The sequence below is a fragment of the Streptomyces sp. NBC_00878 genome, from assembly GCF_026341515.1.
Classification (GTDB): domain Bacteria; phylum Actinomycetota; class Actinomycetes; order Streptomycetales; family Streptomycetaceae; genus Streptomyces.
Window position 1 is genome coordinate 6893739 of record NZ_JAPEOK010000001.1, and the last position, 25263, is coordinate 6919001.

Below are 25263 nucleotides of genomic sequence, written 5' to 3' on the forward strand. Positions count from 1 at the left end.
CTCCCGGAACAGCGAAGGCAGGCACGCTATGAGCACGCACCGGCGCATGGTCAGTGTCAGAAGCAGAGCGATCGGAGGCGTGGTCGCCGCGGCCGTGGTCGGCGGCGGAGCCGTCGCGTTGTCCGGTACGGCACAGGCGGCCGGGGTCGGCGCCGCCTACACCAGGACCAGCGACTGGTCGACCGGCTACACCGCGCAGTACGTCGTCACCAACGACAGCGGCGCGGCGAAGCCGGACTGGACGCTGGAGTTCGACCTGCCGTCCGGCGCCGAACTGAGTTCGCTGTGGAACGGCGAGTCGAGCGTGAGCGGCCGGCACGTCACCGTGAAGCCGCCCGCCTGGGACAAGAACGGGCTCGCCAGGGGCGAGTCCGCGACGGTCGGGTTCGTGGTGAACGGCTCGGGCAATCCCACCGGTTGCCGCGTCGACGACGCCACTTGCTCGGTGGGCGACGAGACACCCCCGGAGCCGGCCGGCCGCCCGACGCAGACCGAGACCCCGAAACAGACCCCCACCCCTCCCCCCACGGCCACCGGCTCGCCGTCGGAGTCCACCGGCAGTGGCACCGGCACCGGCACCGGCAGCGGCACCGGCAGCGGCAACGGCACCAGCAACGGCACCGCGGCCACCGCCGCCTTCGCGCCCTACGTCGACACGTCCCTCTTCCCTGCCCTCGACCTGCTGGCCACTGCCGAGGCCACGGGCGTGAAGGACTACAACCTCGCCTTCGTCACCGACGGCGGCGGCTGTACCCCCAAGTGGGGCGGTGTGACGGACCTCGGCAGCGACGCGGTCGCCGCGCAGATCGGCGCCCTGCGCGCCAAGGGCGGTGATGTCCGGGTCTCCTTCGGCGGCGCGTCCGGCTCGGAACTGGCGCTCAACTGCTCCTCGGCGGACGCCCTCGCGGCGGTGTACGAGCAGGTGGTGAACACGTACCAGCTCACGAAGGTCGACTTCGACATCGAGGGCGCCGCGCTGCCCGACACGGCGGCGAACACGCGCCGGGCGAAGGCGATAGCCAAGCTCCAGGCCCAACACCCGGACCTGGACGTCTCGTTCACCCTCCCCGTCATGCCCGAGGGCCTCACCCAGGACGGCGTGAACCTGCTCGCCAACGCCAAGTCGAACGGCGTCGGCATCGACACGGTCAACATCATGGCGATGGACTACGGCCCGGCGTACAGCGGCGACATGGGCACCTACGCCGAACAGGCCGCGACGGCGACGCAGGCGCAGATCAAGGGAGTTCTGGGCCTGTCCGAGTCCGCGGCCTGGAAGGCGCTCGCGGTCACCCCGATGATCGGCGTCAACGACGTGGTGACGGAGATCTTCAAGGTCGACGACGCCACCCAGCTCGTGGACTTCGCCAAGTCGAAGGGGATCGGCTGGCTCTCCATGTGGTCCGCCACCCGCGACAAGCAGTGCCCCGGCGGCACCAAGCCCACCGCCGACGCGACCTGCAGCTCGATCCTCCAGGCCACCCACGCTTTCACGAAGGCATTCGCGGCACTCAAGTAGCCGACCCTCGCCCCTACGAACAGCCCGACACACAGCCCGACACACAGCCACCTCCGCACGGGGGAGATACGCGCCCCGGCCGGCCTTCCCCCCACCCGGCCGGGGCGCCCTTCACTCTCCTTGCGGAAGCCCTCACCCCGGACGCTGGTACCACGCCGTCCCGGTCCTCGCCGCCATCGACCCCGACGCCGCCCGCCGCGTACGGAGCGCCGGCTTCGCGCACCTGGGCCTCAGCGACTCAGGCTTCCGGCCTTCACGGTGTGCAGCAGGTTCGCCAGGGCGTGGGTCGTGGTCGTGGTTATCTCGTACGGCTGATCGCTCTCGCGGAGGTGGATGCGGTCGGGGGCCGCTGCGGTCAGCTCTACGCAGTTGCCTTCGCCGCCACCGCTGAACGAGGACTTCTGCCAGATGAGTTGGGGCATGGCCGGTCCTTTCACAGGGTGTACATGACGTGCTGGATGAGGCTCAGTGAGTCGCGTGACGCGTGTGTCTCCGGCGCCGACTCGGGATCGACCGGGGCCAGGGCCAACTCGCAGAGCCGCTCGAACATTTTGGCGTACTCGTCGAGCTGGACTCCATCCCGCAGGAAGAGGGAGTTGGCCGGGTGCTCCAGATAAACCGTGTCCAGTTCCGGGGGTACGCCGCCGAAGATTGCGAACGATTGGCTGTACGCGGAGTAGATGCCCGCCTCGAACGGGAAGACCTGCACGATCACGTGAGGCAGCCGGGACACTTCCATCAGCCGCAGCAACTGCCTGCGCATTACGTTGGGGCCGCCCACGCGGGCGTGGAGCGCGGCTTCGTGGATGACGGCGCGGCAGGTGACGGGGGTGTCGCCGGTGAGGATGCGTTGCCGTGCGAGGCGGAACTCGACGTATCGGTTGGTCCGTTGGGGGTTACCTTCCGTTTCGCTGAGCACGGCATGGGCGTACTCCTCGGTTTGCAACATGCCCGGGATGAACAGCGGTTCGTGTGTGCGCAGGACGGCTGAGCGCGATTCGAGTTCGGCCAGGTCCCGGGCGGCCGGGCCGATCGTGTCCGTGAACTCGTCCCACCATCCCTTCCCGCTCGCCTGCCCCATGCTCATGAGCTCGTCGAAGTACGGCCCCGACGGGCACCCGTACTCGCGCAGCAGCTTGTGCAGGCGGTTATGGGAGACGCTGAGCCGCCCGGACTCGATGTAGCTGATCCGTGAGCGCTCGCCCTCCAGCAGTTTGGCGGCGTTGTCGCTCGACATGCGCGCGCGGAGGCGGAGTTTGCGCAGCTCAGCGCCCAGGCGTCGTTGTCGTTCGCTGGGGCTGCTCCTTGGTGGCATGTTCCCTCCCTGTAGCCGTGCGCAGTGTGCCGCGAATGCGCTTACGTCGTCGACGAGTTGCCGCTCGCGTCACCCACAAGGGTAGAGAGTGGGGTTCACGATTGAACCTGGGTCACGACTGACCCTACAGTCGCCAGAAAGCAGTCCACCCCGCGCCAGGCGGAAGCACCCCCACCCCCGGACCTGGTCACCGCGTGCGCACCCACCCCGCAAACCCAAAAAGGAGCCCCCTCCATGGAGGACCCCCCACGCCCACTCCCCACCGACGTCTCCCTCGTCTTCCCGCCCCACCCCGTCTGGGTCCGCACCGCCCGCGAAACGGTCCGCACCCTCCTCACCGCATCCGGCCACCCCGAACTCACCGACACCGCAGTCCTGTTGACCTCAGAAGCCGTCACCAACGCCATCAACGCCTGCGCGGCCAAGCACTGCACCACCCCCGTCACCCTCCACGCCGGCTGGGCCGACCCCGCCCGCCTCCGCGTCCTCATCCACGACGAAGCCCCCGGCCGGCCCACCTGCCGCACCCCGACCCACCACGACGAGGACGGCCGCGGCATACAGCTCATCTCGTACGGCGCCGACGCCTGGGGTGTGTGTACGCATGGTCTCGGCAGGGGCAAGGCCACCTGGTTCGAGCTGGCAGCGCGGAGGGCGGTGGCGACCGCGATCGACGTCACGTCGGATATACTCGACTCCCGCGAGGATATCCTGGAGGTTCGATCATGACCAAGACGCTGATCGACATTGACGAGGATCTGCTGGCCGAGGCGGCCATAGCGTTCGGAACCAAGACCAAGAAGGACACCGTCAACGCCGCGCTCAAGGAAGGTGTCGAACGTAAGAAGCGTGCGCTCGCGCTGGCCCGGCTCGCGGCACGGGCGGACGCGGGTGACTTCGACGCGTTGCTGGACAAGGAGAACTACCGCCGATGAGTGCGGCCACCTTCCTCATCGACACCAGCGCTCTGGTCCGCATCCTGAAGCGGCAGGCCCGCGCCCGCTGGGAGAAGCCCCTGGAGGAGGGGCTGATCGCTCGCTGCCCGCTGACCGAGGTCGAGTTTCTCTACAGCGCCAGGAACGCAGAGGATCGGGCAGCACTGGTCCAGGATCTGGATGCGTTGTTCGGCTGGACGCCTCTGGACGACCGGGCCGTGATGCGGGCATGGGACGTGCAACGGGAACTCACCGAGAAGAGCCGACACCGTTCCGCTGGGGCGGTAGACCTGCTCGTCGCCGCGACCGCCGAACTCCAGGGGCTGACCATGCTGCACTACGACAACGACTTCGAGACCATCGCCTCGGTCACCGGACAGCCGACCCAGTGGCTCGCGCCCCCCGGCAGCCTCTGATGCTGTTGGCGAATCCCGATCAGCGCCAGTTAAGTGGCGTGAGAGTCCCAGCGACACGCCGTCTGCACGGCGTGTCGCTGGGACTGTGCGCACACTTGGCTCTCGCTTGGCGATACGCCAGCCCGAGGAGCCCGTGAGGAGCCCGTGAGGAGCCCGGGAGGAGCCCGGGAGAAGGTCTACTCGGCCGGAGTCACCGGCGGAAGCTCCCCCGTCCGGGCCGTCTCGCCGTACCAGAGTGCGCTCGACTTCGGTGTGCGGGTCTGGGTCGCGTAGTCCACGTACACCGCGCCGAAGCGCTTGCCGTAGCCGTACCCCCACTCGAAGTTGTCCATCAGGGACCACAGGAAGTAGCCGCGGACGTCCGCCCCGTCGGTGATCGCGCGCCGCACGGCCGACAGATGGCCGTGGAGGTAGGCGATGCGCTCCGGGTCGTGCACGCGGCCGTCGGGGTCGGGCTTGTCGTCGTACGCGGCGCCGTTCTCCGTGATGTACAGGGGCAGCCCGGGGGCCTCCCGCGTGTAGCGCATGATCAGCTCGTGCAGGCCCGTCGGGTCGATGGTCCAGCCCATCTCCGTACGTTCGCCGGGGGTTTGATGGAACATCACATCGTCCGCGCCGGGCCACGGCGAGTGGTCGCTCGCGCCGTGGCCGTCCGCGCCGTGGCGCGGGCTGTTCGGGGCGGTCTCGGCGGCGCCGACCAGAGTGGGGGTGTAATAGTTCAATCCCAACGCGTCCAACGGCTGGTTGATCAGGGCGAGATCGCCGTCCAGAACGTACGACCAGTCCGTCACCGAGGCCGTCGCCGTGAGCAGGGTCTCCGGGTACGCGCCGTGCAGCATCGGGCCGTGGAAGATCCCGTTGGCCAGGTCGTCGATGCGCCGGACCGCCTCCAGGTCCGCCGGGTCCTGCGAACGCGGCCTGACCACCGAGGAGTTGAGGCTCACCGCGATGCTGTTGCGGGCGGGCATCGCGGCCCGCAGAGCCGAAGTCCCCAGCCCGTGCGCCAGGTTGAGGTGGTGCGCGGCGCGCAGCGATGCCTCCGGGTCCGTACGGCCCGGCGCGTGCACCCCGGATCCGTACCCCAGGAACGCGCTGCACCAGGGCTCGTTGAGCGTGATCCACTGCTCGACGCGGTCGCCCAGCGCCTCACCGACGATGTGCGCGTACTCGGCGAAACGCAGCGCCGTCTCGCGCTCGGGCCAGCCGCCCGCGTCCTCCAGTTCCTGGGGGAGGTCCCAGTGGTAGAGGGTGAGCGCCGGCTTGATGTCGTGGGAGAGCAGCTCGTCGACCAGCCGCCGGTAGAAGTCCAGGCCGCGCTGGACGGCGGGGCCGCGGCCCGTCGGCTGCACCCGGGACCACGACACCGAGAAGCGGTACGCGGTCAGGCCGAGCTCCGCCATGAGGGCCACGTCGTCGCGGTAGAGGTGGTAGTGGTCGTTGGCGATGTCACCGGTCTCGCCGCGCGCCGTCTTGCCGGGCGTGTGGCTGAAGGTGTCCCAGATCGACGGCGTACGGCCGTCCTCCCGCACCGCCCCCTCGATCTGGTACGCGGAGGTGGCCGCACCCCAGAGAAAGGCGGGCGGGAAGGTCACGGGCGTTTCGAGCTCAGACATGGAAGCGCTCCCATGGGGAAAAGGTCGTCGGAGACCAGGGATATGGGGTCGGAGGGGGAGAGGAGAGGGAGGGGAGGAGGGGAGCCGAGGCAGCGGTGGCTCGGGCCCTTCGGCCAGGCGCGGCGGCTCGCCTCGTCCGGCCATTCGCCGCAAGCGTTGACTCCGCCGGGTGAAGGCGGGTGCGGCGGTTCAGCCCTTGATCGCGCCCTGCATGATCCCGCCCACGATCTGCCTGCCGAACAGCAGGAAGGCGATGAGCAGCGGCAGGGTGCCGAGGAACGCGCCCGCCATGATCACCGCCTGGTCGGGAACGTAGCCGGTACCGAGCGAGTTGAGGGCGACCTGCACGGTGGGGTTCTGCTGGTTGAGCGCGATGATCGGCCACAGGAAGTCGTTCCAGGCCATCACGAACGTCAGCAGCCCGAGCACGGCCATCGCCGGCCGCGCCGCCGGGAAGACGACGTGCCATACGACGCGCAGACTGCTCGCGCCGTCGACCCGCGCCGCCTCGATCAGCTCGCTGGGCAGCGCCTGTACCAGGTACTGCCGCATGAAGAACGTACCGAAGGCGCTGACCAGGGTGGGCAGGATGACCGTCTGCAACTGGTTGGACCAGCCCAGATCGCTCATCCACAAGTACAGCGGTACGACCGCGAGTTGCGGCGGGATCATCATCGTGCCGATGGTCAGCAGCAGCAGGACGTTGGAGAACCTGAACCGCAGCTTGGCGAAGGCGAACCCGGCGAGCGTGGAGAACAGGACCGTACCGACGGTGATGGTCCCGGCGACGATCGTGCTGTTGAGCATCGCGGTGCCGAGGCCCGCCTCCTCCCACGCGGCCTCCATGTTCTTGAACAGGTTCCCGCCGACCCACAGCGGCGGTGGCGTCTGGGCGAGCCGCTGGTCGGTGCGCGAGGCCGCGACCACCGTCCACAGCAGCGGCGCCAGCGAGACGACGGCGAAGACGGCCAGCACGACGTACGTGACCGGCCCCGCGTGCAGTTGTTTGCCCGCGCCGAGCAGCCGGCGGCGCCCGGAGCCGTCCCGGCCGGTCTTCTCCGCCGCGTCCACCTTCGCCTGAGGAGGCGTCAGTTCACTTGTGGTCATTGGGACTTCCTCAGCCGTCGGGTGATCAGCAGGTTGATCGCGGCGACGATCAGCAGGATCAGGAACATCGTCCAGGCGATCGCGGACGCCTTGCCGAGGTTGCCGATGATCCAGCCCTGGTCGTACATGTACAGGCCGAGCGTCTGGTAATCGTGCCCGGAGCCGCCCTTGGAGCCGCTGACCCCGCCGAACAGGAGCGGTTCACCGAACAGCTGGGTCGCGCCGATGGTGGAGACGACCACCGTGAACAGGATGGTCGGCCGCAGCATCGGGATCGTGACGTGCCGGAACTGCTGCCAGCGGCCCGCGCCGTCCAGGGCCGCCGACTCGTACAGGTCGGCGGGGATCGCCTGCATCGCCGCGAGGTAGATCAGGGCGTTGTAGCCGGTCCACCGCCAGATCACGATCGAGGAGACGGCGAACTGCGAACCCCAGGTGGACTCACGCCAGTTGATTGGGTCGACCCCGACGAAGCCCAGCAGCCAGTTGATCATGCCGCCGTCCCAGGAGTACAGCAGCACGAACACCAGGGTCGCCGCCGCCACCGAGGTGGCGTACGGGGTGAGCATCACGACGCGCCACACGGTGGAGCCACGCAACTTGTAGTTGAGCAGGTGCGCGATGCCGATCGCCATGATCAGCTGCGGCACGGTCGAGATCACACCGATGGTGAAGGTGTTCTGCAGCGCGTTCCAGAAGAAGTCCGAGGACATCAGGTTCTGGTAGTTGTCCAGGCCCACCCAGGTCTGCTGGTCCAGGTTGGACAGCTGCACGTTGTGCAGCGAGTACCAGGCCGTGTAGAGGAGCGGGACGAGCCCGAAGGCGCCGAAGAAGAGGAAGAAGGGGGAGATGAACGCGTACGGCGACGCCTTCATGTCCCAGCGGTACAGCCGGCTGCGCCAGGAGCCGGGGCCAGGGGGCGGTGTACCGCGACCGTGAGCACGGCGCGCCGCGCCCGGCTGGGAGCCGGGCGCGGCGTCGGCGCTCGACGCGGATCGCGCGAGAGCCTGCTTGGAGCTGGTCACTGGCCGAGCACGTCCTTGATCTCCTTGGTGGCCGCGTCCCAGCCCTGGTCAGGGGTCTTGCCCTTCTGCTCGACCTGGAGGATGCCGATGTCCGAGATGGCGGTGTTGATCGGCTGGTCCTTGACGCCGAAGATCTGCGTCGGGATGGTCTTCGCCGAGTCGGAGAAGATCTGCGTGATCGGCGCGTCCGAGAAGAACGCCGTGGTGTCGGCCTGCGGCTTCAGGTTCGCGTACGCCGACGGGGTCGACGGGAAGCTCGCCTGCTTGGCGAAGACCTTCGCCTGCTGCTCGGGGGCGGTCAGCCACTTCGCGAGCGCGATGGCCTCCTTCTGGTGCTTGCTCGCCGTGGGCACACCGACGAACGCGCCGCCCCAGTTGGCCGCGGTGGGCGCCGCCGCCACGTCCCACTTGCCCTTGCCGGAGTCGCCGGACTTCTCCTGGATGTAGCCGATCATCCACGCGGGGCACGCCACCGTCGCGAAGCCGGCATTGGCGAAGGCTTGGTCCCACGGCTTGTCGAACTGCTTCAGCTTCGCCGACATGTTGCTGGTCGCCACCTCCATCGAGGCGTCCCAGGCCTTCTTCACTCCGGTGGACTTGTCCCAGATGACGTTGCCGTCCGCGTCGTAGTAGCGCTGGTCCTCGCCACCGAGTGCCGCGTTGTAGACCGAGGAGGCGGAGTCCACGAACTTGGTGCCCTTGGGCGCCTTCTTCATGTACTCCTTGCCGACGTCGACGTACTTGGACCAGTCGCCCTTCCACTGCTCGGCGAGCTTGACGCGGTCCGTCTCAAGACCCGCTGCCTCGAAGAGGTCCTTGCGGTAGCAGATCGCCATCGGGCCGATGTCGGTGCCGAGCCCGATGGTCTTGCCGTCCTTGGTGGTGGCCTGCGCCGTCTTCCAGTCCAGCCACTGGGACTTGTCGACTTCCTTGCCGAGGTCGACGAACTTGTCGGCCTGCGTCTGCACCGCCTCGGCGACGTTGCCGATCTCGATCGCCTGGAGGTCGTCGGTACCGGAACCGGCCTGCAGACGGGTGAGGGTCTTCGGCCAGTACACGTCGGTACGGGTGGTGACGTTCTCCTTGATGGTGATGTCGGGGTTGATCTTCATGTACTCGTCGTAGAGGCCGGCCTGCTTGTAGCCGAAGACACCGAAGGTGCCGATGGTCAGCGTGGTCTTGCCACCGCCGCTACCGCCGTCCGAGTTCGACGAGCCGTCGTCCGAGTCCTCGGCGCAGCCGGCCAGCAGCCCCGTCGTCAGCGCGGCGACGGCCGCGAGGGCCATCAGCCTGCGGGACCCGCGGGTACTCGTGCGCATTGCGTCCTCCTGTTGCCTGACGTGCCGACCCCCCGGCCAACTGCATTGTTGGGCACGTTAGTTCACGCTGCGGCTCGGGCGGGGAACGTGCGGGATGTGTATGTGTCAGGTACTGTGGGAGCGCTCCCACAAGTGATGTGTTGAAGGTTCGTCGCTCGGCGCGGGGGTGTCAAGGGAGAGGACGTAGAGATATGTCTTCGGTTATCGGGCTGTTAGGTAAGGCCGGTTGGGGTTCGGGAGCGTAGGGCTCCGGCGGTTTCGGGAGGGCCTCGGGGGAGTGCGGCCGGAGCGTGGCGGCGGCCCGGTCTCCGGGCGTCTCACCGGGCGTCTCTCCGGGCACCCGGGCCGGGATCACGACTGTTACATTCCAGGCCAAGTGCGGCGCGAGCCGTGTCGGACGGGAGGCGGACCATGGCAGTCCACGGAGCGCGGGGCCGGAGCGGCGGGCGGCCGACCCTGGAGGAGGTCGCCGCGCGCGCCGGTGTGGGCCGCGGCACGGTCTCCCGTGTGATCAACGGTTCTCCGCGGGTCAGCGACGCCACCCGCGCGGCCGTCGAGGCGGCGGTCGCGGAACTGGGCTACGTGCCCAACACGGCGGCCCGTGCCCTGGCCGCCAACCGTACGGACGCGATCGCCCTGGTCGTCCCCGAGCCCGAGACGCGCTTCTTCGCCGAGCCGTACTTCTCGGACATCCTGCGCGGAGTGGGCGCGGCGCTCTCCGACACCGAGATGCAGCTCCTGCTGATCTTCGCGGGCAGTGACCGGGAGCGGCGCCGGCTGGCCCAGTACCTGGCGGCGCACCGGGTGGACGGGGTCCTGCTGGTCTCGGTCCACGCGGACGACCCGCTGCCCGACCTGCTCGCCCAGTTGGAGATCCCGTCGGTGATCAGCGGCCGGCGCTCGGCCGACGAGACGCTGCCGTCGGTGGACTCGGACAACTTCGGCGGCGGCCGTTTCGCCGTGGAACACCTCATCGCGCAGGGCCGGCGCACCATAGCCCACCTCGCGGGACGCCTCGACGTGTACGGTGCCCAGCGCCGCGTCGACGGCTACCGCGAGGCGCTCCGCGAGGCAGGGCGAGAGGTCGACGACCGCCTCATCGTCCCCGGCGACTTCACGGAGGAGGGCGGCCGCCGGGCGATGGAGGAGTTGCTCTCCCTCTGCCCGACCCTGGACGCGGTCTTCGCCGGCTCCGACGTCATGGCGGCGGGGGCCCGCCAGGTCCTGCGCGAGGCCGGCCGCCGCATACCGGACGACGTGGCCCTCGTCGGGTACGACGACTCGGCCATCGCCCGCCACATGGACCCGCCCTTGACGAGCGTGCGCCAGCCGATCGAGGAGATGGGCCGCGCGATGCTCAACCTCCTGATGGACGAGATCGCGGACCGCCGCCCGGCGGTGTCCCGGGGGTTGGAGAGGCGTCAACTGGTCCTGCCCACGGAGCTGGTGACACGGGCGTCGTCGTAGCCGCAAGCATCGCGTGCGAGCTTCCGGGGGTCTGCGGGGCCCGCAGGGGAGCCTGCGTGAACCATCCGAAAACGCCGGGAGCCCCGCCCCGCTCGGAAGGCGGGAACGGGGCTCTCGTTCTCGTACGGGTCCTCGTACGGTCCTCGTACGGGTCCCGGTCGGTTTCTCGTACAGGCTCTCGTACGGTTGCCGCTCAGGCTTACGCGTGGCTCCAGAGCAGGCCGCCCTGCGGCTTCTCCTCGCTGCCCCGCACCGTGACCGCCCACAGGGCGATGGGCGTGCCCTCGGCGAGGTCGGCGTAGACCCATCCCGTGCAGTACGGGGCGTCGTGGCCGCGCGTGGAGACCTGCTGGTCGGTGGTGCCGTTGCGGTTGACGTCGAGCCTGGCCTCGATGCCCCAGCCGTCGGCCGTGGTGTCGCAGGCACGGAAGGAGTCACCCGGGATGCCGTCGTACGGGTCGGCGTTCCACTGGACGTAACCGCCCTCGGTGTTGGCCCGTACCGGCGCGGCGGCGGCGGTGCCCTGCGCGGCGAAGAGGAGCGCGGCGGTGCCGACAGCGGTTGCGATGACCCGGCCTCGGGTGAACGACAGCATGATGGATCCCCCTGGTGTGTGAACTGTGTGTCTGGTGTGGCGAATTCGCGTGCTAGGCGAACGTACATTCTAGGTTCAAGTGTTCGCAAGATCTTTGTGGTGCTACTCGACTGCTGCTCATGACCGGCCGCCGCGGCGCTTCTTGGGGTGGGGGTGGTTGCGGATCTCGACCTCGCAGTCCGTCGAGCGTCGGATGTTTCCGGCCTCCTCGTACTGGATGCGCTGTGTGTCGAGGGACGCGCAGACGTCGCAGTCGGGCGCCGGTCGTGGCGGCCGCGTCGGATCAGGCAGCGTGATGGATGGTTCCGGGGTTGTCCGCTGGATCATCCGAATGCCTCCGAGGGGAGTCGGGGACCGCCGCCTATCCCTAGAACGGCGGCGAGTTGGGCAGGATCGGTGAGGCGACCGGACCCGTCCGGCCAGTTCACCCAGAAGCGGTTGCAGCGCGGCCGGCCAGTAGGCGGGCAGAGCAGGGGCCACCCGATCGGATGGACCGTGATGGCAGCCACGTGGCGGAAGCGCGCTTCGGAGCCGACGAGCGGTACGAGCCACCAGGCCAGGTCAATGCTGGGGTCCACGAGGGTCGGTCCCCGGCGGAGGACCGGTATGCGGCTCATCGCGGTGAGGACCGCGGGGAGGGGAGCCTCCGCAGCGAGCCAGTGTTTGCCTGTGCGGATGGGGGCGAGGGCGCCGAATTCCCAGGCCTCGCGCGCGAGGTCAGGATTTCTCGGCGCAACCGGCGAGCCAGGCGTCTCCTGCGTCGTGCTGTTCCTGCTGGGTGACCATGTCCGCCCCGTCTCGTGAGGTCCTGTCACGGACCGTACGGACGAGGCGTCAGAGAGTTCCAGAAAGTTCTACGAGATTCTACGGCGATTCACCCGAGGGCCTGTAGCGCCATCGCGATGATGCTCCGGGCCTCGGCTCCGTAGACGGCGAGGTCGGCCAGTTCGGCGAACGTCTCGGCGTACATGGCGACTTCGCGCTGCCGCGTGAGAGTCAGGTAGCCGGAGACCAGCTCGACGGCGACCTGTGCTGAGTCGTAGATCCAGAAGCCCTCGACGGGCATACGTGTCCGGTCGGCGCGCATGGGGACGATGCCGAGGCTGACATTGGGCAGCGAGCCCACGGTGATCAGCTGCCCCAGCTGGCCGGCCATGACTTCCCGCCCGCCCATCCCGGACCTGAGCACGGACTCCTCGATGAGGAACGCGAAGGTGCGGCCGCCCTCGTGCAGGATCTGCTGACGCTCCATCCGTGCGGCCACGGCCGCGTCGACGTCATCGGCGGCGACTCGGCGGCGCTGCACCGCCCGCAGCACGGCCTCTGTGTACGCGCGGCTCTGGATGAGGCCCGGCACGAACCATGAGGAGTAGGCCCGGAATCGGGTCGTGCGCTCGAAGAGCGGCCGTACGGACTCCTGGGCGCGGCGCAGGCCGTCGCGCTCCATGCGTCGCCACTCGACGAACATGCCCTCGACGTCGCGGAGTTTCTGGACGAGGTCCGCGGCCTGGTCCTTTGCGCCGCACGCCGTGCACCAGGCACGGATGTCGTCGGCCGACGGGGACGTGCGGGCGGACTGGATACGGGACACCTTGGACGGGTACCAGCCCAGCCGTTCGGCGAGCTGACTCCCCCTCAGCCCGGCATCCAGACGGATCTCGCCGAGACGCGCGGCGAGATCCTTCCGTGCTTGCTCTGCGCTGGATGATGCCGAAAGGGCCATGGGCGTGCGCGGTCAGACGGACGGGTACTCGTCGTGCGGAACGGCCCGTTGCCAGACGGACTCGAACGCGTCGGCGCACTGCTTGGCGAGCACGGGATCAGGCAGGTACTCGCGGCCATCCTCGGCGAGTTGGCCGTCGCCGGTGAAGTGGTGGACCAGGAGCAGCTCGTCGTCGAACACCCAGAAGTCGTTGACCGGGAGCAGCAGTCCAGTCGTCTTTCGGCGTGGCAGCCATCGGACTTGCTCGCCAGCCGCCACGTTCCCGGCAGTCAGGTCGTACTCGTAGCGGACGTAGTCGTGCAGTGGTTCGGACACAACGCGAGCCCGGCGCACCGTGACGCCACGGTCGGTCGCGGCCTGGACGGCGGCATGCCAGCCGCCCCACCAGGAGGCGCGGTCGTCCAGGTTTAGGCGCTTGCCCTGCTGCCACGCGATGAACTCGGGGTCATCCAGCATGTAGCTGTCGCGCAACTCCAGGTGCACCGCTGATCGTTGAGCCTGTGCCAGGGCGTTACGCGCGGGTGGCTGCACTTGCTGCCTCTCCGTAGTTCTCCGGGTGGGGAATGTACTTCAGCATGACCGCAGGCAGCCTAATGATCGCCTCGTGGTCCGGCACATCTGTGGAGTGACCGGGGATGGAGCCGATCTCCTGGCACTCCCGCACCTCCTCGTCTGTCGCCTTGTACGACTGGATCAGCAGATCCCCAGTCTCCTCGTGCAGCCAGATGGTGGGGGACTCGTCGACCGGGGTGTTCGGGATGATGTCCAGGAACTTCATAGCCACCGCATGCTCCTCTGCCGGGATTCCACGCTGTTGCACGCACCGTCTGCCCGGCAGGTGGGGTGCGTCAAGGGAGCGCCACAGCCAGTGACCGGATCTGGTTGATGAACTGCCGTGCGATAGTCCGCGTGTCTCCCAACGTCGCGCCTTCTGGGTTCGCACGGTCTGCCGCCGCGCCCAACGACCAGATCCGCGAACTCTGGGCAGGTTCTGGCGGACAGCTCAGGACGGAGCAGCGGCGTGGGCACCAGTTGCTCGTCACCCGGTGGGCCTCGGCTGTCGAGCGTGAGCGCCAGGCTGCCCCGGTCATGACCAAGCGGCCCTCGTTCTCCCACGGGAGAACGAGGGCCGAGGCCTTGCCGCGTAGGTTGCCACAGTTAATGGCGGCGGCTGGGGTCGAGGCTGGCCGCCAGCGGGGAGGACGGCTGGTCGCCGCCCGAAGGCGCCCTGTCGCGTCGGCGGGCGAGGGCGTCAGGATCGTCAGCCCGGGGGTTGGAGGGAGTAGTCATCGGGGTAGCTCCGTCGTCGCGGCCGTCAGTGCCCGCGGCCCTGGCTCACCCCGAGGTCCGGTGGGTCCGGGCTCGCTGTCGGATCCTGGGTGCCCAGTCCCGGCCGACGCCATCGAATCCGTCTACCAGCGGCGGGGTCTCATCCGTACGAGTGGCAGCCGCAACGTCTCTGCAACCACACGGCCCACGCACGAGTCGTACACCCCACATCCACACCCGCGCCCCTGGGGGACCCGTGAACACCCGCACCGCCGTCGCACTCGCCGCCACGGCACTCCTCGTGCTCGCAGCATGTGAAGCTCAAGACACCAGCCCTCAGATCCCGGCACCAACAACCAGTCAGGAAAGCACCCCACCGAGGGACTCGGCCCCAAGCGCCACCACCGACCCCAGTGTCGAAGAGGAGCCCTCCGCCGCCGAAGCCGAGACCGCGATGCTGCCCGACATGACGGGCAAGGTCCTCCAGGCCGCCCAGGACGAAGCCCAAGCCCTCGGTTTCTACAGCCTCACCTCGTCCGACGCCACGGGCCAGGGCCGCTTCCAGGCTTTCGACCGCAACTGGAAGGTGTGCAGCCAGACCCCGGAGCCAGGCGAACACCCCGTTGACACGACGATCGACTTCGCCACGGTCAAGCTGAGCGAATCATGCTGACGAGCAGCCGGACGGGTCCGTGCACGGCAATTCATTCACCACCGGCGAGGCCTGTCGCCTCCTGGGTTTACGCGAGTAGCGAAGACAAAGGCCTCGAACTGCTCGGCCTGCTCCTCGCAGCCGGGCTCTTTCTGAGGCGCTCAAAGATGCTCGCCATGGGCGGAGGCTGGGCCCTGAATCGGGCGTCTGGGAGGGCCGTGTTGCCCGAATGTTCCCAAAGAGCCGGATGTGACGAAGGCCCGACCTGTTTGCAGGTCGGGCCTTGATCGTTCGAGGGTGAGTGACGGGACTTGAACCCGCGGCATCCTGGACCACAACCAGGTGCTCTACCAGCTGAGCTACACCCACCATGACCGGATGGTTCTCCGAGTGGTTCACCGACCGGCCGAGAAAAAGTGTACAGGGTCCGAAGGGGTGCTCGCGCCCGCGTTTCGGCGGGGGCTATCCCGCAGGTAGGACGTGCTTCGAGGCGATGGTGCGGGCCGTGTCCGAGTCGGGTCCCGGCTGGGGGACGAAGATCGCCTCGCGGTAGTAGCGCAGCTCCGCGATCGATTCGCGGATGTCGGCGAGCGCGCGGTGGTTGCCGTTCTTCTCCGGGCTGTTGAAGTACGCCCGGGGGTACCAGCGGCGGGCCAGCTCCTTGATCGAGGAGACGTCCACGATGCGGTAGTGGAGGTACTCCTCAAGCGTCGCCATGTCACGCAGGAGGAAGCCGCGGTCCGTGCCGACCGAGTTTCCGCACAGCGGGGCCTTGCCCGGTTCCTTGACGTGCTCACGGACATAGGCGAGGACCTGTGCCTCCGCGTCCGCCAGGGTCGTGCCACCGGCCAGCTCGGAGAGCAGGCCGGAGGCCGTGTGCATCTGGCGCACCACGTCCGGCATCGTCTCCAGCGCGGCGTCCGGCGGGCGGATCACGATGTCCACCCCCTCACCCAGTACGTTCAGCTCCGAATCCGTCACCAGCGCGGCCACCTCGATGAGCGCGTCGTCCGACAGCGAGAGACCGGTCATCTCGCAGTCGATCCACACCATGCGATCGTTCATGGGTTCACCCTACGGCCCGCTCCCGCGCCCGGGCAGGCCCGGGACCTCGGCAGTCCGCACGGAAGTGGGACAGCGCCGAGGGCGGACAGAGTCGAGGGCGGACAGAGTCGAGGGCGGGACCGGGCCGAGCCGCGCCGGTCCCGAACCGCGCCGGTCCCGAACCGCGCCGGCCCCGGACCGTAACGGTCCGGGGCCGGCGCGCGACGCTGTGGCGCTACCGCGCCGACGGTATGGCGCTACGGCGCGCTCCGCTGGCCCGGCAGGCTCGGGCGGCCAGCCGCGTACATCTCCGCGCCGGTCCGTCCCTCCGTGGAGAGGGACGACGTCGCCGGGCCGACCGCGTGCGCGGCCGCCGTACGCCGGGTCTGGAACGGCAGGGGCGCCTCCTGCTGAACCTGCGGCGGTGGTGGCGCGCCGGAACCGTCCGAGTCCGTCTGCTTGTCGCTCTGCGGGCGGCGTGCCCGGTACGCGGCCCGGTACGCGGCGGGCGACGAGCCGAGCTGGCGGCGGAAATGGCCGCGCAGGGCCACCGGGGAGCGGAAGCCACAACGGCCCGCCACCTCGTCCACCGAGTAGTCGGACGTCTCCAGGAGCCGCTGCGCCTGGAGCACCCGCTGCGTGATCAGCCACTGCAGGGGAGCGCTCCCGGTGAGCGAGCGGAACCGGCGGTCGAACGTACGCCTGCTCATGTACGCGCGTGCCGCCAGCGTCTCCACGTCGAACTGTTCGTGGAGGTGCTCCAGCGCCCAGGCGACGACCTCCGCGAGCGGGTCGGCGCCGATCTCCTCTGGTAAAGACCTGTCGAGATAGCGCTCCTGACCGCCGCTGCGGCGGGGCGGGACCACCAGGCGACGGGCCAGCGCTCCGGCCGCCTCGTTTCCGTGGTCCGTCCGCACTATGTGCAGGCAGAGATCGATCCCGGCCGCCGTGCCCGCCGACGTGAGTACGTCGCCGTCGTCCACGAACAGCTCGCGGGGATCGACGTGCACCGACGGATAGCGCTTGGCCAGCGTCGGCGCGTACATCCAGTGTGTCGTCGCGGGGCGGCCGTCCAGCAGTCCGGCCGCCGCGAGCACGAAGGCGCCGGTGCACAGCCCGACTATGCGGGCACCCTCCTCATGCGCCCGGCGCAGTGCGTCGAGCGCCTCCTCCGGTGGTGGTGAGGTGATCGACCGCCAGGCCGGCACGACGACCGTGCCTGCCCGGGAGATCGCCTCCAGCCCATTGGGCGCGGTGAGTTCCAGGCCTCCTGTGGTCCGCAGCGGGCCTTCCTCGCCGGCGCTCACCAACAGTCGGTAGCGCGGCACGCCGGCGTCCTGGCGGTCAATCCCGAACACCGACAGCGGAATGGAACTCTCGAAGATGGGGCCGCCGCTGAACAGCAGCACCGCGACGATCTCCTTGCGGCGTCGCCCGGAAAGTTTCCGGGCCGCGGCTTCCGGCGCGGCAGTGGAGTCGTGGCTCATACTGCTAAGCCCCCCTCGGTGGTCGCGGCTCCTCGGTTGTGTCGCTCCTGCACGTTTCCCCTCGGTCCTGCACGAGTCCCCCGCCGTAAGACGTCAAGATCGAATCTACTGTGTCCCGTGGTGCCGAGGTGGCCAGTTCAGCACTCGGCAGATTGTCGACATGGCAACTTGGCGTGAAGCATTCGATCACGAAGCGTTGCACTCGTGGGCCGTGCAGGGAAGTGCGCCTCGCCCCCGTGGCCGGTCCCAGTAGGGTGCGGGCACCCTACTGGACCCTTTCAGTGCAGGTCGAACGGGGGGTGGGGGCCTGGTCGGCCAAGGGGTGCGTGGTGTCGAGAAGTTGGCTGAAAAGCAACGGGCTCGTGCGCGGAAACCGGTCAGTCAACCGGCGTATTTCCACCGGCATGACGACCGCCCCGGTGCGTTTGCGTACCGACCCTGCCGTGCCGCACATGATGCGGTACCGGCTCCTCGGTACGCAGCCGCGCCGCGCTCCGCTCGGACCGGTGCAGCCGTGCCACGCCGCGCTCGGACCGGTGCAGTCGTGCCACGCCGCGCTCGGACCGGCGCAGCAGCACCCGGCACGCCCCCGTCACCGCGGCCAGGCCGAGGGCCGTGCCGGCGGTGCCCGCCAGAGAGGTTCCGTACCCGACGAGGACGACCGGAACCAGGACGCAGCTGAAGGCCGCCCAGCGGATCACGTCGCTCGCCGTGTCCTGGGCGGCGGCCCGGGCGGAGGTCGGGGTGGAGGTCGGGGTGGAGGTCGGGGTGGAGGTCGGGGTGGAAGCCTGGGCGGCGGGTGTCCTGGAGGGGGGCTGGGGTGCGGTCTGGGGTCGTCCGGACACGGTGGGGCTCTTCCCTGGGGTGATGGCTTACCGGGGTTCAACGCGTGTGCGACCCGGCCGGTCACGGGGAGTCTTCCGGGGGGACCCCGGGAGACTCTGGGGGCGTCGAGGGTGGGCTGTCGGCTGAGGGTGCGTTGTGGTTGGTCGCGCAGTTCCCCGTGCCCCTGGTGGGGCGCCCCCTGTAGGCGCTTTACTGCGGTGGGGCTTCCTATGCTGGGTGAACGCTGTGCAAACCGCCTGTACGGGGCAGCAACCATTGCGTTACGGGCGCCCTCTCGTGCATGCTCCGGGGAACCCTCCCGCGGCGAGAGCGGGATCTGGGCAGAGGAGGCGTGCCGCCGTACCCTTGGGGGTATGGGGTTGGGAAGATGATTCCCGGACACAGCTCCGCAGCACCTGTCGTCCTACCCACGAGGATCCGAACGCCGAGACACCCATGGCCGGACACGAATTCTTCGAACCCGCGGACCGCAAGCGCCCTGTCGCCGACCCCACGTCGGCCGAGCCCTTGGCGGCGGAAGAACCACGTCAGTCCTGCGACCCTGCCTTCAAGCACGGCGTCGTGGTGGGCTTCGACGGCTCCACGTCCAGCGAGCGCGCGCTCGCGTACGCGATCGGGATGGCCTGCCGCTCCGGCTCGGGCCTGATCATCGTCCACGTCGCGAACCGGCTGCCCACCACGGTGTGGGCGGGCTGTGAACCTCCGGTCTTCGTCGACGTCCCGGATCACCGCACCGAGGTCCTGGGGCTCGAACTCGCCTGTGCGGAGTATCTGGCCGAGGTCCCCTGGATCCTCGTCGAGCGCGGCGGCGACATCTGCCACGAACTCGAAGAGGTGGGGCGGGAGTACGAGGCGGACGCGATCGTCGTCGGATCGACCCACGGCATCGTCGGGCGCATCTTCGGCTCCGTCGCCGGCCGGCTCGCGAAACGCGCGCAGCGCCCGGTGGTTGTCATCCCCTGACCGATCTCTGATCGGCCGTTGGTTGAACGCCTCCGGTGTTGCCGTTCCGTAACTCCAGGTCGTCCCAGGTGAGATGAGCCGTGGGGCAGGTCAACTCCCTTTGCGTGTCGGGTAAATCTACTCGCGCGTAGATGTGTTTGTGCGTTTGTGAAGGGCATATACCGGTCACCGCACAACAGCACATGCATGAAGGGAGCCCGCCGTGGACAATGACGTCTCCGCGGGAAGCACCACCTGGACCCTCGGCCACCTCGCGCTCGGACTCACCCTGCTGGCCTTCGGCCTCGGTCACACCGAAGTGATCGACGGCGTCACGGCAGCCGACTCCGTCTCTCTCGCCACCTATGTCGGTGGCATCGCACTCTTCGTCGCCGGCCTCATGGCCTTCCGCGACCGCGACGCGTTCACGGGTACGGCCTTCGCCGGGCTCGGGGCGTTCTGGTTCACCTGGGGCGTCGGGGCCGACGCTCAGGTCTCCGACAATGCGGCGGGGCTGTTCCTGCTGCTCTTCGCGCTTGTCGCGCTCAGTCTGACGCTGGGGGCGTCCGCCTCGGCTCCGCTCACGCGGGGGTCGTACGCGCTGTTGTTCGTGGCGATGCTGCTGCTCGCCATCGCGCAGTTCGGTGACTCCGCGGGGCTGGCCAAGGTCGGCGGATGGTTCGCTGTGGCGGGCGGTCTGGTGGCCTGGTACGCGGCGACGGCCGCGCTGGCGCACTGGCCTACGGCCATGCCGCGACGTGCTGCCGGTCGGGGCGTGACGGCAACCGGCTAACTGGCAGCCGGCCGGGGTTTTGGGCGGCCCCGGCGATGAACGGACCCCCGCGTGTCCTGGTGGCAACACGTGGGGGTCCGTCCCCTTTTTTGCGCCTAAACCGGCGCCGCTCTCGCGGACCTGGTTGCTCGCCGCAGGGGTTCCTCAATTGTCGCTTCGGTGGGCGGGTGGAATTCCTACTCCACTGTTACCGACTTGGCGAGGTTGCGCGGCTTGTCGATGTCCCGCCCTAGTGCCAACGCCGTGTGGTAGGCGAGGAGTTGGAGAGGGATGCCCATCAGGATGGGGTCCAGTTCGTCCTCGTTCTTCGGGACGATGATCGTCTGGTCGGCCTTCTCCTGGTGCTCGTGGGCCACGGCCAGGATCCTGCCGCTGCGGGCCTTGATCTCCTCCAGGGCCGCGCGGTTCTTCTCCAGCAGGTCGTCGTTCGGGACGATCGCCACGGTCGGCAGCGCGGGCTCGATCAGTGCGAGCGGGCCGTGCTTCAACTCCGAGGCGGGGTAGGCCTCGGCGTGGATGTACGAGACCTCCTTCAGCTTCAACGAGGCCTCCCGGGCCACCGGATAGCCGCGTACCCGGCCGATGAAGAGCATCGAGCGCGCCTGAGCGTACTCCTCGGCGAGCTTCTTGATCTCGTCCTCCTGGTCGAGGATCTCCGTGATCTGGCCGGGCAGCTTGCGCAGGCCCTCGATGATCCGCTTGCCGTCGGAGACCGACAGGTCACGGGTGCGGCCGAGGTGCAGCGCGAGCAGCGCGAAGGCCACCGTGGTGTTCGTGAAGCACTTGGTGGAGACCACGCACACCTCGGGGCCCGCGTGCACGTACATGCCGCCGTCGGCCTCGCGGGCGATGGCCGAACCGACCACGTTCACGATGCCGAGGACCCGCGCGCCCTTGCGCTTCAGCTCCTGCACGGCCGCCAGGACGTCGTACGTCTCACCGGACTGGGACACCGCCACGTACAGCGTGTCGGGGTCGACGACCGCGTTGCGGTAGCGGAACTCCGAGGCGGGCTCGGCGTCCGCGGGGATCCGGGCCAGCTCTTCTATCATCTGCGCGCCGATCATGCCCGCGTGGTACGAGGTGCCGCAGCCGAGGATCTTCACGCGGCGGATCTGGCGCGCCTCGCGGGCGTCCAGGTTCAGGCCGCCGAGGTGCACCGTCGAGAACCGGTCGTCGATCCGGCCGCGCAGCACGCGGTCCACGGCGTCGGCCTGCTCGTGGATCTCCTTGTGCATGTACGTGTCGTGGCCGCCCATGTCGTACGAGGCGGCCTCCCACTCCACGGTGGTCGGCTCGGCGGTCGTGCGCGTGCCCTCGGTCGTGTACGTACGGAAGTCGTCGGCCTTCAGTGTCGCCATCTCGCCGTCGTCCAGCGTGACGACCTGGCGGGTGTGGGTGACCAGCGCGGCGATGTCGGAGGCGACGAACATCTCCCGCTCGCCGATGCCGAGAACGACCGGGGAGCCGTTGCGGGCCACCACGATGCGGTCCGCGAAGTCGGCGTGCATCACGGCGATGCCGTACGTGCCCTCGATGACCCGGAGGGTCTCGCGGACCTTGTCCTCCAGCTTCTCGGCCTGGGAGCGGGCGATCAGGTGGGTGAGGACCTCGGTGTCGGTCTCGGAGAGGAACTCGACGCCGTCGGCCTCCAGCTTCTTCCGCAGGTCGGAGGCGTTGTCGATGATGCCGTTGTGGACGACGGCGACCTTGTTGTCGGCCGACATGTGCGGGTGCGCGTTCACGTCGGAGGGGGCGCCGTGGGTGGCCCAGCGGGTGTGGGCGATGCCCGTGGTGCCGGCGAAGCGCTTGGGGACGCGGGCCTCCAGGTCACGGACGCGGCCCTTGGCCTTGACCATCTTCAGGCCGGCCGTCTTCGGAGACGTCACGACGATGCCCGCCGAGTCGTAGCCGCGGTACTCGAGGCGCTGCAGGCCTTCGAGGAGGAGCGGTGCCACATCACGCCTGCCGATGTATCCCACGATTCCGCACATACGTTTTTCGAATCCCCTCTGTCTGCCGGCCGCGCTGAAACGGCTCCGTCGCGACCGGCTCTGTCGTTCTGTTCGGCTCTGTCGTGCTGTGCATCTGTGCATCTGTGCATCTGTGCATCTGGGCATCTGTTCGCCCGGCTTTTCGCCCCGCGGTCAGCCGTAGACGATGCGGCGCAGTTGTCTGAGCGTGAGCTCGGGCGGTGCGACCGCGCGGTACTTCAGATCCGCCGCGATCCGTTCGAAGATCGCCGCGTTCACCAGTCCCTGGGCCTGGAGCTCGCGGTGGCGGCGACGGACGTAGTCGTCGGTCGTCTCGTCGAAGTACGCGAGGACGTCCTGGAGCACCCGCAGCGCCTCGCCCCGGTTGAGGGGTGAGGAGCGCGTCAGATGATCAACAAGTTCGTCGTGCACCCGTCGATCCTGAGGTAAAGCGCTGGCAATCGCAAGAATCCTGCCCGATATCGGGCACGAGCCTGTTGAAACTCTTATGGGAGGCTGTTCGGGGCCTGTTCATCCTGTGGCCCGCGGTGCGATGGTTGCCAGGAGCACCTTTTCGGCCATGGACACTCCACGCATGGGCGTACCGGAGAAGCTCGCCGCGCGCATGAACATGGCCGAGCGGCACGAATACCTCCGCGCCAGATTCTCGCGGCGCACGATGATCAGGGGTGGCGCCGTCACGCTGGGCGCCGTCGCGGGCGGGGCCTTCGTGCCCGGCGCCGTCGCACAGGCCGCGACAGCGACACAGACTTCCGTACTGACGCAGACCGCCGCGAGCCGCGACAAGGTCGACGGCGCTCTCGTCGCCCCGTTCGGCCGCCACCTCGCCTGGGGCAACGACCCCCGTACGGAGATCACCGTCTCCTGGCAGGTCCCGGTCGCGGTCAAGGAGCCCTTCGTCCGTATCGGCGCACACCCCTTGAACCTCTCCCACAAGATCGAGGCCGAGGTCCGCACCCTCTTCACCCCGGCCGGCGTCGGCGCGAGCGGCAACCACACCCAGTACTACGTGCACGCCAAGCTCACCCACCTGCGGCCCGGCCGGACGTACTACTACGGAGTCGGCCACGCGGGCTTCGACCCCGCCGAGGCGCACCTGCTGGGCACGCTCGGCACCTTCACCACCGCCCCCGCGCACAAGGAGCCGTTCACCTTCACGGCCTTCGGTGACGAGGGCGTGAGCTACCACGGCCTCGCCAACAACAGCCTGCTGCTCGGCCAGAACCCGGCCTTCCACCTGCACGCCGGGGACATCGCGTACGCCGACCCGGCCGGTGCGGGCCAGACCGCCGACGCCGGTTTCGACTCGCGCGTGTGGGACCAGTTCCTCGCGCAGACCGAGTCGGTCGCCAAGTCCGTCCCGTGGATGCCGGCCTACGGCAACCACGACATGGAGGCCTGGTACTCGCCCAACGGCTACGGCGGCGAGGAAGCCCGCTGGAACCTCCCCGACAACGGCCCGGACGCCAAGAACCTGCCGGGTGTCTACTCCTTCGTCTACGGCAACACGGCGGTCATCTCGCTCGACGCCAACGACATCTCCTTCGAGATTCCGGCCAATCTGGGCATCTCGGGTGGCACTCAGACCAAGTGGCTGGAGGCGCAGCTGAAGAAGTACCGCGACTCGAAGGACGTCGACTTCGTCGTGATCTTCTTCCACCACTGCGCCTACTGCACCTCCACCGCGCACGCCTCGGAGGGGGGTGTGCGTCAGGAGTGGGTGCCGCTGTTCGAGAAGTACACGGTGGATCTCGTCATCAACGGCCACAACCATCAGTACGAGCGTACGGATGTGATCAAGGGCAACAAGGTCACCAAGAAGCTTCCCATCGGCGGGACCGCGTACCCCGAGACGGACGGTGTCGTCTACGTGACGGCGGGTGCGGCCGGGCGCAGTCTGTACGCGTTCACGGCGGCGCAGTCGTACGAGGGCCATGAGAACGAGGTCGGCTCCGTGGCGTCCTTCATCAACACCAAGGAGGGCAAGGTCAACGAGACGGTCGCCTGGTCTCGGGTGCGGTATCTCGACTACTCGTTCTTGCGGGTGGATGTGACGCCTGCGTCTCCGGGGCGGCTTGCCACGTTGAAGGTGCGGGGGATCGCGGAGACGGGTGAGGAAGTTGACCACTTCACTGTGGCGCGGCGGGTTCGGTGACCTGTTCGTGGTTCGGCGGGTGCGGGTGCGGGTGCGGGTGCGGGTGCGGGTGAGTGGGGGCTGGTCGCGCAGATCCCCGCGCCCCTAAAAGACTGCGCAGTTCCCCGCGCCCCTAAAGGCCCCCCGCGCCCCTTCAGGGGCGCGGGGGGCCTTCCTCTGAAGGGCTACATCCCCCTCAGCACCGCCTGCTTGGCCAGTGTGAACTCCTCGTCCGTGAGGACGCCGGACTTGTGGAGGTCGCCGAGTTCGCGCAGGCGGCGCAGGAGGGCGTCGTGGTCGGGCTCCTGGGGCGGCTCCGGGGCGGCGGCCAGTTGCTTCCGTGGGGTGTCCGTGGTGGGCGGCGCCGACGGGTGCGGGAGGCGGGCCTGTACCGCCGCCGCCACCAGGGCCATCAGCGGGTCCTTCTTGAAGCCCCACAGGTCCACGGAGTTGGGGTCGTACTTCGGCGGGGCCTTCGTGGACGCGCCCCGGACGGTGAAGCGCAGGGAGCCGTTCTCCAGGCCGACCGCGGGGTGCCACTCCACGGACTGGATGTCGGCCAGGGCGATCGTGCGGGCGCCGGCGGCCGACTTGGCCTCCTCCGTCTTCCAGTTCCACTCCAGGCGGATGTGCTCGCCGTCGAAGCTCGCGGTGCCGTCGCCCGCGGAGACCGACAGGGGCACGGCAGGCCCCGGCAGCAGATATCGGTCGACGGCGGTGGCCGGAACCTCGTCCAGGAGCAGCGCGTTGCGGATCTCGTCCACGAAGTACTCGGCGACGCCGTAGCGGTCCGATTCGACGGTCAGCTGGTAGGGGTCGGAGGCGTCCGTGAGCCTGCCGCCGGTCGCGTGCAGCAGCGGGTCGGCGCCGTCCCGCAGCCTGAGCCTGAGCCGCCCGGACTTCTTGCCCTGCTCGAAGGAAACCCCCGCTAACGCGCCCAGCGGGACGGCGAGTTCGCCCAGCGTCTTGCGCAGCAGACCCACGTTCTTGTCATGGCCGGGCACGAGGCGCAGGGCGTCGCCGTCGAAGGTCCAGGTGCCGTCCCGCTGGATGATTTCCGCCATGAGG

At 68.9% G+C, this 25263-nt stretch carries 27 protein-coding genes and 1 tRNA gene; 9 read left to right on the forward strand and 19 right to left on the reverse strand.

The window, feature by feature from the left end; genetic code table 11:
- Positions 1-28: 28 nt before the first annotated feature.
- Entirely contained in the window at positions 29-1519 is a 1491-nt protein-coding gene (locus tag OHA11_RS29965; RefSeq protein WP_266501719.1) for a cellulose binding domain-containing protein, read from the forward strand.
- 230 nt (positions 1520-1749) lie between these two features.
- Here the strand turns inward: OHA11_RS29965 and OHA11_RS29970 are convergent, their stop codons facing one another.
- Both OHA11_RS29970 and OHA11_RS29975 read right to left on the reverse strand, forming a co-directional pair.
- On the reverse strand, positions 1750-1941 hold the full coding sequence (locus tag OHA11_RS29970; RefSeq protein WP_266501721.1) for a DUF397 domain-containing protein: 192 nt from the start codon (positions 1939-1941) through the stop codon (positions 1750-1752).
- An 11-nt stretch (positions 1942-1952) separates the two neighbouring features.
- Positions 1953-2834: a helix-turn-helix transcriptional regulator gene (locus tag OHA11_RS29975; RefSeq protein ID WP_266501723.1), complete on the reverse strand. Its 882-nt coding sequence runs from the start codon at positions 2832-2834 to the stop codon at positions 1953-1955.
- Between the two features lie 234 nt (positions 2835-3068).
- Between OHA11_RS29975 and OHA11_RS29980 the strand changes: the two genes are divergently transcribed.
- From OHA11_RS29980 to OHA11_RS29990, 3 genes are read left to right on the forward strand one after another with little or no spacing between them, the layout of a single operon-like run.
- The gene (locus OHA11_RS29980) at positions 3069-3563 is read left to right on the forward strand and encodes an ATP-binding protein (protein WP_266501725.1); all 495 of its coding nucleotides are present in this window, start codon (positions 3069-3071) and stop codon (positions 3561-3563) included.
- Entirely contained in the window at positions 3560-3769 is a 210-nt protein-coding gene (locus OHA11_RS29985) for a type II toxin-antitoxin system VapB family antitoxin (RefSeq protein WP_266501727.1), read from the forward strand. Before OHA11_RS29980 ends, OHA11_RS29985 begins: the two co-directional genes overlap by 4 nt.
- Positions 3766-4185: a PIN domain nuclease gene (locus tag OHA11_RS29990; protein ID WP_266501730.1), complete on the forward strand. Its 420-nt coding sequence runs from the start codon at positions 3766-3768 to the stop codon at positions 4183-4185. Before OHA11_RS29985 ends, OHA11_RS29990 begins: the two co-directional genes overlap by 4 nt.
- Before the next feature lie 176 nt (positions 4186-4361).
- Here OHA11_RS29990 and OHA11_RS29995 read toward each other — a convergent pair whose 3' ends face one another.
- From OHA11_RS29995 to OHA11_RS30010, 4 genes are all read right to left on the reverse strand, one after another.
- On the reverse strand, positions 4362-5798 hold the full coding sequence (locus OHA11_RS29995; protein ID WP_266501733.1) for a GH1 family beta-glucosidase: 1437 nt from the start codon (positions 5796-5798) through the stop codon (positions 4362-4364).
- Positions 5799-5987: 189 nt separating this feature from the next.
- Entirely contained in the window at positions 5988-6905 is a 918-nt protein-coding gene (locus OHA11_RS30000; RefSeq protein WP_266501736.1) for a carbohydrate ABC transporter permease, read from the reverse strand.
- Positions 6902-7930, reverse strand: coding sequence for a carbohydrate ABC transporter permease (locus OHA11_RS30005; protein WP_266501738.1), 1029 nt, complete (start codon positions 7928-7930; stop codon positions 6902-6904). Before OHA11_RS30005 ends, OHA11_RS30000 begins: the two co-directional genes overlap by 4 nt.
- Positions 7927-9249, reverse strand: a complete 1323-nt coding sequence (locus OHA11_RS30010) for an ABC transporter substrate-binding protein (protein WP_266501741.1) — start codon at positions 9247-9249, stop codon at positions 7927-7929. Before OHA11_RS30010 ends, OHA11_RS30005 begins: the two co-directional genes overlap by 4 nt.
- Before the next feature lie 411 nt (positions 9250-9660).
- Between OHA11_RS30010 and OHA11_RS30015 the strand changes: the two genes are divergently transcribed.
- Positions 9661-10716, forward strand: a complete 1056-nt coding sequence (locus tag OHA11_RS30015; RefSeq protein ID WP_266501744.1) for a LacI family DNA-binding transcriptional regulator — start codon at positions 9661-9663, stop codon at positions 10714-10716.
- Between the two features lie 199 nt (positions 10717-10915).
- On the opposite strand, the gene OHA11_RS30020 is transcribed toward OHA11_RS30015, so the two are convergent.
- The 6 genes from OHA11_RS30020 to OHA11_RS30045 form a co-directional block, all read right to left on the reverse strand.
- The gene (locus tag OHA11_RS30020; protein ID WP_266501747.1) at positions 10916-11311 is read right to left on the reverse strand and encodes a hypothetical protein; all 396 of its coding nucleotides are present in this window, start codon (positions 11309-11311) and stop codon (positions 10916-10918) included.
- A gap of 117 nt (positions 11312-11428) precedes the next feature.
- Entirely contained in the window at positions 11429-11638 is a 210-nt protein-coding gene (locus tag OHA11_RS30025) for a hypothetical protein (protein WP_266501750.1), read from the reverse strand.
- 547 nt (positions 11639-12185) lie between these two features.
- Entirely contained in the window at positions 12186-13034 is an 849-nt protein-coding gene (locus OHA11_RS30030) for a helix-turn-helix transcriptional regulator (protein ID WP_266501753.1), read from the reverse strand.
- 12 nt (positions 13035-13046) lie between these two features.
- Positions 13047-13565 carry a DUF6879 family protein gene (locus OHA11_RS30035; protein WP_323186705.1) on the reverse strand — a complete coding sequence of 173 codons (519 nt, stop codon included), beginning with the start codon at positions 13563-13565 and terminating at the stop codon, positions 13047-13049.
- The gene (locus tag OHA11_RS30040) at positions 13546-13818 is read right to left on the reverse strand and encodes a hypothetical protein (RefSeq protein WP_266501756.1); all 273 of its coding nucleotides are present in this window, start codon (positions 13816-13818) and stop codon (positions 13546-13548) included. The genes OHA11_RS30035 and OHA11_RS30040 overlap by 20 nt, the downstream gene beginning before the upstream one ends.
- Before the next feature lie 374 nt (positions 13819-14192).
- Positions 14193-14324 carry a hypothetical protein gene (locus tag OHA11_RS30045; protein WP_266507890.1) on the reverse strand — a complete coding sequence of 44 codons (132 nt, stop codon included), beginning with the start codon at positions 14322-14324 and terminating at the stop codon, positions 14193-14195.
- Between the two features lie 235 nt (positions 14325-14559).
- Here OHA11_RS30045 and OHA11_RS30050 point away from each other — a divergent pair, with 235 nt between their 5' ends.
- Positions 14560-14976, forward strand: a complete 417-nt coding sequence (locus OHA11_RS30050) for a PASTA domain-containing protein (RefSeq protein WP_266501759.1) — start codon at positions 14560-14562, stop codon at positions 14974-14976.
- Positions 14977-15251: 275 nt separating this feature from the next.
- Here the strand turns inward: OHA11_RS30050 and OHA11_RS30055 are convergent.
- The 4 genes from OHA11_RS30055 to OHA11_RS30070 all read right to left on the reverse strand — a co-directional run bounded on the left by OHA11_RS30055 (position 15252) and on the right by OHA11_RS30070 (position 18187).
- Positions 15252-15324: transfer RNA gene (locus OHA11_RS30055), tRNA-His, on the reverse strand.
- Positions 15325-15417: 93 nt separating this feature from the next.
- Positions 15418-16020, reverse strand: a complete 603-nt coding sequence (gene orn, locus OHA11_RS30060) for an oligoribonuclease (RefSeq protein ID WP_266501762.1) — start codon at positions 16018-16020, stop codon at positions 15418-15420.
- Between the two features lie 236 nt (positions 16021-16256).
- A complete protein-coding gene (locus OHA11_RS30065) occupies positions 16257-17486 on the reverse strand; it encodes a helix-turn-helix domain-containing protein (protein WP_266501770.1) in 1230 nt (409 codons plus the stop codon).
- Between the two features lie 377 nt (positions 17487-17863).
- On the reverse strand, positions 17864-18187 hold the full coding sequence (locus tag OHA11_RS30070; RefSeq protein WP_266507568.1) for a hypothetical protein: 324 nt from the start codon (positions 18185-18187) through the stop codon (positions 17864-17866).
- A 580-nt stretch (positions 18188-18767) separates the two neighbouring features.
- Between OHA11_RS30070 and OHA11_RS30075 the strand changes: the two genes are divergently transcribed.
- Positions 18768-19295 (forward strand): universal stress protein, encoded by a 528-nt coding sequence (locus tag OHA11_RS30075; RefSeq protein ID WP_266501773.1) that lies wholly within the window; start codon positions 18768-18770, stop codon positions 19293-19295.
- A 202-nt stretch (positions 19296-19497) separates the two neighbouring features.
- On the forward strand, positions 19498-20067 hold the full coding sequence (locus tag OHA11_RS30080) for a GPR1/FUN34/YaaH family transporter (RefSeq protein ID WP_266501775.1): 570 nt from the start codon (positions 19498-19500) through the stop codon (positions 20065-20067).
- A 176-nt stretch (positions 20068-20243) separates the two neighbouring features.
- Here OHA11_RS30080 and glmS read toward each other — a convergent pair whose 3' ends face one another.
- Positions 20244-22061, reverse strand: coding sequence for a glutamine--fructose-6-phosphate transaminase (isomerizing) (gene glmS / locus OHA11_RS30085; protein ID WP_266501777.1), 1818 nt, complete (start codon positions 22059-22061; stop codon positions 20244-20246).
- 153 nt (positions 22062-22214) lie between these two features.
- Positions 22215-22472 carry a hypothetical protein gene (locus tag OHA11_RS30090; RefSeq protein ID WP_266501780.1) on the reverse strand — a complete coding sequence of 86 codons (258 nt, stop codon included), beginning with the start codon at positions 22470-22472 and terminating at the stop codon, positions 22215-22217.
- A 163-nt stretch (positions 22473-22635) separates the two neighbouring features.
- Here OHA11_RS30090 and OHA11_RS30095 point away from each other — a divergent pair, with 163 nt between their 5' ends.
- Positions 22636-24216: a metallophosphoesterase family protein gene (locus OHA11_RS30095; protein ID WP_266507569.1), complete on the forward strand. Its 1581-nt coding sequence runs from the start codon at positions 22636-22638 to the stop codon at positions 24214-24216.
- A gap of 164 nt (positions 24217-24380) precedes the next feature.
- Here the strand turns inward: OHA11_RS30095 and OHA11_RS30100 are convergent, their stop codons facing one another.
- Positions 24381-25259 (reverse strand): DUF4429 domain-containing protein, encoded by an 879-nt coding sequence (locus OHA11_RS30100; protein ID WP_266501782.1) that lies wholly within the window; start codon positions 25257-25259, stop codon positions 24381-24383.
- Positions 25260-25263: the final 4 nt, after the last annotated feature.

Excerpts from the sequence above, each read along its gene's own strand:
- OHA11_RS29965 (WP_266501719.1), top strand. The coding sequence starts at position 29 with ATGAGCACGCACCGGCGCATGGTCAGTGTCAGAAGCAGAGCGATCGGA.
- OHA11_RS29970 (WP_266501721.1), bottom strand. The coding sequence starts at position 1,941 with ATGCCCCAACTCATCTGGCAGAAGTCCTCGTTCAGCGGTGGCGGCGAA.
- OHA11_RS29975 (WP_266501723.1), bottom strand. The coding sequence starts at position 2,834 with ATGCCACCAAGGAGCAGCCCCAGCGAACGACAACGACGCCTGGGCGCT.
- OHA11_RS29980 (WP_266501725.1), top strand. The coding sequence starts at position 3,069 with ATGGAGGACCCCCCACGCCCACTCCCCACCGACGTCTCCCTCGTCTTC.
- OHA11_RS29985 (WP_266501727.1), top strand. The coding sequence starts at position 3,560 with ATGACCAAGACGCTGATCGACATTGACGAGGATCTGCTGGCCGAGGCG.
- OHA11_RS29990 (WP_266501730.1), top strand. The coding sequence starts at position 3,766 with ATGAGTGCGGCCACCTTCCTCATCGACACCAGCGCTCTGGTCCGCATC.
- OHA11_RS29995 (WP_266501733.1), bottom strand. The coding sequence starts at position 5,798 with ATGTCTGAGCTCGAAACGCCCGTGACCTTCCCGCCCGCCTTTCTCTGG.
- OHA11_RS30000 (WP_266501736.1), bottom strand. The coding sequence starts at position 6,905 with ATGACCACAAGTGAACTGACGCCTCCTCAGGCGAAGGTGGACGCGGCG.
- OHA11_RS30010 (WP_266501741.1), bottom strand. The coding sequence starts at position 9,249 with ATGCGCACGAGTACCCGCGGGTCCCGCAGGCTGATGGCCCTCGCGGCC.
- OHA11_RS30015 (WP_266501744.1), top strand. The coding sequence starts at position 9,661 with ATGGCAGTCCACGGAGCGCGGGGCCGGAGCGGCGGGCGGCCGACCCTG.
- OHA11_RS30020 (WP_266501747.1), bottom strand. The coding sequence starts at position 11,311 with ATGCTGTCGTTCACCCGAGGCCGGGTCATCGCAACCGCTGTCGGCACC.
- OHA11_RS30025 (WP_266501750.1), bottom strand. The coding sequence starts at position 11,638 with ATGATCCAGCGGACAACCCCGGAACCATCCATCACGCTGCCTGATCCG.
- OHA11_RS30030 (WP_266501753.1), bottom strand. The coding sequence starts at position 13,034 with ATGGCCCTTTCGGCATCATCCAGCGCAGAGCAAGCACGGAAGGATCTC.
- OHA11_RS30045 (WP_266507890.1), bottom strand. The coding sequence starts at position 14,324 with ATGACTACTCCCTCCAACCCCCGGGCTGACGATCCTGACGCCCTCGCC.
- orn (WP_266501762.1), bottom strand. The coding sequence starts at position 16,020 with ATGAACGATCGCATGGTGTGGATCGACTGCGAGATGACCGGTCTCTCG.
- OHA11_RS30065 (WP_266501770.1), bottom strand. The coding sequence starts at position 17,486 with ATGAGCCACGACTCCACTGCCGCGCCGGAAGCCGCGGCCCGGAAACTT.
- OHA11_RS30075 (WP_266501773.1), top strand. The coding sequence starts at position 18,768 with ATGGCCGGACACGAATTCTTCGAACCCGCGGACCGCAAGCGCCCTGTC.
- glmS (WP_266501777.1), bottom strand. The coding sequence starts at position 22,061 with ATGTGCGGAATCGTGGGATACATCGGCAGGCGTGATGTGGCACCGCTC.
- OHA11_RS30095 (WP_266507569.1), top strand. The coding sequence starts at position 22,636 with ATGGGCGTACCGGAGAAGCTCGCCGCGCGCATGAACATGGCCGAGCGG.
- OHA11_RS30100 (WP_266501782.1), bottom strand. The coding sequence starts at position 25,259 with ATGGCGGAAATCATCCAGCGGGACGGCACCTGGACCTTCGACGGCGAC.